The 5443-nt window shown below is 55.7% G+C and carries 3 rRNA genes; all 3 read left to right on the top strand.

Annotated elements, in window-relative coordinates:
• Positions 1-181 precede the first annotated feature (181 nt).
• The 3 genes from ABIA30_RS27365 (at position 182) to rrf (ending at position 5440) form a co-directional block, all read left to right on the top strand.
• Positions 182-1699, top strand: a 16S ribosomal RNA gene (locus tag ABIA30_RS27365).
• Positions 1700-2094: 395 nt separating this feature from the next.
• Positions 2095-5204: ribosomal RNA gene (locus ABIA30_RS27360) — 23S ribosomal RNA — on the top strand.
• A gap of 123 nt (positions 5205-5327) precedes the next feature.
• A 5S ribosomal RNA gene (gene rrf / locus ABIA30_RS27355) occupies positions 5328-5440 on the top strand.
• Together the 16S, 23S and 5S rRNA genes form the textbook arrangement of a ribosomal RNA operon.
• Positions 5441-5443 lie beyond the last annotated feature (3 nt).

Below are 5443 nucleotides of genomic sequence, written 5' to 3'. Positions count from 1 at the left end.
GGCGTGTTGTTTGAGAACTCAATAGTGTGTTTGGTGGTTTTTGTTTGTTGTTTTTTGCCATGCTCCCGTTTTCCCGTTTGTGGGGTGTGGTGTTGTTTTTTTGATGCCAGTTTTTGGTGTCTTTTGTTTGTGATCGGATTTTTCTGATTCGAATTCTGCCTGGCTTTTGCTGGGAAGTTTTTGTTTGGAGAGTTTGATTCTGGCTCAGGACGAACGCTGGCGGCGTGCTTAACACATGCAAGTCGAACGGAAAGGCCCTTCGGGGTACTCGAGTGGCGAACGGGTGAGTAACACGTGGGTGATCTGCCCTGCACTTTGGGATAAGCCTGGGAAACTGGGTCTAATACCGAATATGACTGCATTCTTCATGGGGTGTGGTGGAAAGCTTTTGCGGTGTGGGATGGGCCCGCGGCCTATCAGCTTGTTGGTGGGGTAATGGCCTACCAAGGCGACGACGGGTAGCCGGCCTGAGAGGGTGACCGGCCACACTGGGACTGAGATACGGCCCAGACTCCTACGGGAGGCAGCAGTGGGGAATATTGCACAATGGGCGCAAGCCTGATGCAGCGACGCCGCGTGAGGGATGACGGCCTTCGGGTTGTAAACCTCTTTCAGCACAGACGAAGCGCAAGTGACGGTATGTGCAGAAGAAGGACCGGCCAACTACGTGCCAGCAGCCGCGGTAATACGTAGGGTCCGAGCGTTGTCCGGAATTACTGGGCGTAAAGAGCTCGTAGGTGGTTTGTCGCGTTGTTCGTGAAAACTCACAGCTTAACTGTGGGCGTGCGGGCGATACGGGCAGACTTGAGTACTGCAGGGGAGACTGGAATTCCTGGTGTAGCGGTGGAATGCGCAGATATCAGGAGGAACACCGGTGGCGAAGGCGGGTCTCTGGGCAGTAACTGACGCTGAGGAGCGAAAGCGTGGGGAGCGAACAGGATTAGATACCCTGGTAGTCCACGCCGTAAACGGTGGGTACTAGGTGTGGGTTTCCTTCCTTGGGATCCGTGCCGTAGCTAACGCATTAAGTACCCCGCCTGGGGAGTACGGCCGCAAGGCTAAAACTCAAAGAAATTGACGGGGGCCCGCACAAGCGGCGGAGCATGTGGATTAATTCGATGCAACGCGAAGAACCTTACCTGGGTTTGACATGCACAGGACGACTGCAGAGATGTGGTTTCCCTTGTGGCCTGTGTGCAGGTGGTGCATGGCTGTCGTCAGCTCGTGTCGTGAGATGTTGGGTTAAGTCCCGCAACGAGCGCAACCCTTGTCCTATGTTGCCAGCGGGTTATGCCGGGGACTCGTAGGAGACTGCCGGGGTCAACTCGGAGGAAGGTGGGGATGACGTCAAGTCATCATGCCCCTTATGTCCAGGGCTTCACACATGCTACAATGGCCGGTACAAAGGGCTGCGATGCCGTGAGGTGGAGCGAATCCTTTCAAAGCCGGTCTCAGTTCGGATCGGGGTCTGCAACTCGACCCCGTGAAGTCGGAGTCGCTAGTAATCGCAGATCAGCAACGCTGCGGTGAATACGTTCCCGGGCCTTGTACACACCGCCCGTCACGTCATGAAAGTCGGTAACACCCGAAGCCGGTGGCCTAACCCTTGTGGAGGGAGCCGTCGAAGGTGGGATCGGCGATTGGGACGAAGTCGTAACAAGGTAGCCGTACCGGAAGGTGCGGCTGGATCACCTCCTTTCTAAGGAGCACCATTTACATGCCCTGTTTCAGGGTTCCCCCATGCCGGCAATCGTGCCGGGGTTCGTGGTTGGGATTGTCGCCGGCGCCTGTAGTGGGCTTGCTGGTGGGTGCGGAACAACGAACGTGGTCAGGTGGGAAAACACCCTGGCCGAGGAAATTACCAGACACACTGTTGGGTCCTGAGACAACAGGCCCGTTTTTCCCTGGCCCCTGCGTGGGGTGGGAGGCGTGTTGTTGCCTCACCGGTTTTGGTGGTGGGGTGTGGTGTTTGATTTGTGGATAGTGGTTGCGAGCATCTAGCGCGCAAGAGTCAGCTCCGGAATCTTCGGGTTTCGGGGGTGTTTTTGTGTGTTGATGTGCAATTTTTGATTCTTGTTTTCAATTGGTTTTTGTGCGTAAGTGTTTAAGGGCGCATGGTGGATGCCTTGGCATCAGAGGCCGATGAAGGACGTAGGAGGCTGCGATAAGCCTCGGGGAGCTGCCAACCGAGCGTTGATCCGAGGATGTCCGAATGGGGAAACCCAGCACGAGTGATGTCGTGTTACCCGCATCTGAATATATAGGGTGCGGGAGGTAACGCGGGGAAGTGAAACATCTCAGTACCCGTAGGAAGAGAAAACAATTGTGATTCCGTGAGTAGTGGCGAGCGAAAGCGGATGAGGCTAAACCGCATGCATGTGATACCGGGTAGGGGTTGTGTGTGCGGGGTTGTGGGACCCATCTTTCCAGGGCTATCCCTCTGGAGGGCAGTAAAAAAATGTCGTGGTTAACGGAAGTGGCTTGGGATGGCCTGCCGTAGAGGGTGAGAGTCCCGTACGTGAAAACCCGATGTCTGCCTTGATGGTGTTCCCGAGTAGCAGCGGGCCCGTGAAATCTGCTGTGAATCCGCCGGGACCACCCGGTAAGCCTGAATACCTTCTGATGACCGATAGCGGATTAGTACCGTGAGGGAATGGTGAAAAGTACCCCGGGAGGGGAGTGAAATAGTACCTGAAACCGTGTGCCTACAATCCGTCAGAGCCCTCGAATGCGTGGGGTGATGGCGTGCCTTTTGAAGAATGAGCCTGCGAGTCAGGGATATGTCGCGAGGTTAACCCGTGTGGGGTAGCCGTAGCGAAAGCGAGTCTGAATAGGGCGTATCCCCGTAAGGGGTGTAGTGGCATGTTCTGGACCCGAAGCGGAGTGATCTACCCATGGCCAGGGTGAAGCGCGGGTAAGACCGCGTGGAGGCCCGAACCCACTTAGGTTGAAGACTGAGGGGATGAGTTGTGGGTAGGGGTGAAAGGCCAATCAAACTCCGTGATAGCTGGTTCTCCCCGAAATGCATTTAGGTGCAGCGTCGCGTGTTTCTTGCCGGAGGTAGAGCTACTGGATGGCCGATGGGCCCCAACAGGTTACTGACGTCAGCCAAACTCCGAATGCCGGTAAGGCAAAAGCGCGGCAGTGAGACGGCGGGGGATAAGCTCCGTGCGTCGAGAGGGAAACAGCCCAGATCGCCGACTAAGGCCCCTAAGCGTGTGCTAAGTGGAAAAGGATGTGCAGTCGCGAAGACAACCAGGAGGTTGGCTTAGAAGCAGCCACCCTTGAAAGAGTGCGTAATAGCTCACTGGTCAAGTGATTGTGCGCCGATAATGTAGCGGGGCTCAAGCACACCGCCGAAGTCGCGGCAACCCGCAAGGGTTGGGTAGGGGAGCGTCCTGCATCCGGTGAAGCAGCCTAGTGATGGAGCTGTGGAGGGTGTGGGAGTGAGAATGCAGGCATGAGTAGCGAATAGGCAAGTGAGAACCTTGCCCGCCGAAAGACCAAGGGTTCCTGGGCCAGGCCAGTCCTCCCAGGGTGAGTCGGGACCTAAGGCGAGGCCGACAGGCGTAGTCGATGGACAACGGGTTGATATTCCCGTACCCGTGTGTGTGCGTCCGTGATGAATCCATTGTGCTAACCATCCAAATGGCACGTGATGATCCTTTCGGGGATCACGTGTTGCCGGCTGCGTGGGACCCCGGTGGGTAGTAGTCAAGCGACGGGGTGACGCAGGAAGGTAGCCGTACCGGTCAGTGGTAATACCGGGGTAAACCTGTAGGACGAACGATAGGCAAATCCGTCGTTCATATGTCTGAGAGGTGATGCATAGCCGAGTGAGGCGAATTCGGTGATCCTATGCTGCCAAGAAAAGCCTCTAGCGAGTGCACACATGGCCCGTACCCCAAACCAACACAGGTGGTCAGGTAGAGAATACTAAGGCGTACGAGTGAACTATGGTTAAGGAACTCGGCAAAATACCTCCGTAACTTCGGGAGAAGGAGGACCTCCTACTGTCATGGCACTAGCGGCCGGCAGCGGTGGGGGGTGGCACAAACCAGTGAGAAGCGACTGTTTACTAAAAACACAGGTCCGTGCGAAGTCGCAAGACGATGTATACGGACTGACGCCTGCCCGGTGCTGGAAGGTTAAGAGGACCTGTTAACTCCTTCGGGGGTGAAGCGGAGAATTTAAGCCCCAGTAAACGGCGGTGGTAACTATAACCATCCTAAGGTAGCGAAATTCCTTGTCGGGTAAGTTCCGACCTGCACGAATGGCGTAACGACTTCTCAACTGTCTCAACCATAGACTCGGCGAAATTGCACTACGAGTAAAGATGCTCGTTACGCGCGGCAGGACGAAAAGACCCCGGGACCTTCACTACAGCTTGGTATTGGAGTTCGGTACGGTTTGTGTAGGATAGGTGGGAGACTGTGAAGCAGTCACGCCAGTGATTGTGGAGTCATTGTTGAAATACCACTCTGATCGTATTGGGCTTCTAACCTCGGACCATATATCTGGTCCAGGGACAGTGCCTGGTGGGTAGTTTAACTGGGGCGGTTGCCTCCTAAAAAGTAACGGAGGCGCCCAAAGGTTCCCTCAACCTGGACGGCAATCAGGTGTTGAGTGTAAGTGCACAAGGGAGCTTGACTGCGAGACGTACATGTCAAGCAGGGACGAAAGTCGGGACTAGTGATCCGGCACCCCCGAGTGGAAGGGGTGTCGCTCAACGGATAAAAGGTACCCCGGGGATAACAGGCTGATCTTCCCCAAGAGTCCATATCGACGGGATGGTTTGGCACCTCGATGTCGGCTCGTCGCATCCTGGGGCTGGAGCAGGTCCCAAGGGTTGGGCTGTTCGCCCATTAAAGCGGCACGCGAGCTGGGTTTAGAACGTCGTGAGACAGTTCGGTCTCTATCCGCCGCGCGCGTCAGAAACTTGAGGAAACCTGTCCCTAGTACGAGAGGACCGGGACGGACGAACCTCTGGTATACCAGTTGTCACACCAGTGGCACCGCTGGATAGCCACGTTCGGACAGGATAACCGCTGAAAGCATCTAAGCGGGAAACCTCTTCCAAGACCAGGTTTCTCACCCTTTTAGAGGGATAAGGCCCCCCGCAGACCACGGGATCGATAGACCAGACCTGCACGCCTAGCAATAGGTTTAGGGAACTGGCACTAACCGGCCGAAAACTTACACACACCAAAAAAACCAATTGTGTGTAACAACGAATCAGCACATTGCGCGCAACCACACCACAAACACGGTCAAACAGACCACACCCCACCACCAAATAACACCGGTGAGCACCAAATAAATAAAGTTACGGCGGCAACAGCGGCAGGGAAACGCCCGGACCCATCCCGAACCCGGAAGCTAAGCCTGCCAGCGCCGATGGTACTACCCTATCGGGTGGAAGAGTAGGACACCGCCGAACACA

The organism is Mycobacterium sp. MAA66 (genome assembly GCF_041261665.1).
GTDB lineage: Bacteria > Actinomycetota > Actinomycetes > Mycobacteriales > Mycobacteriaceae > Mycobacterium.
This window is presented reverse-complemented; position numbering and strand designations above follow the sequence as displayed.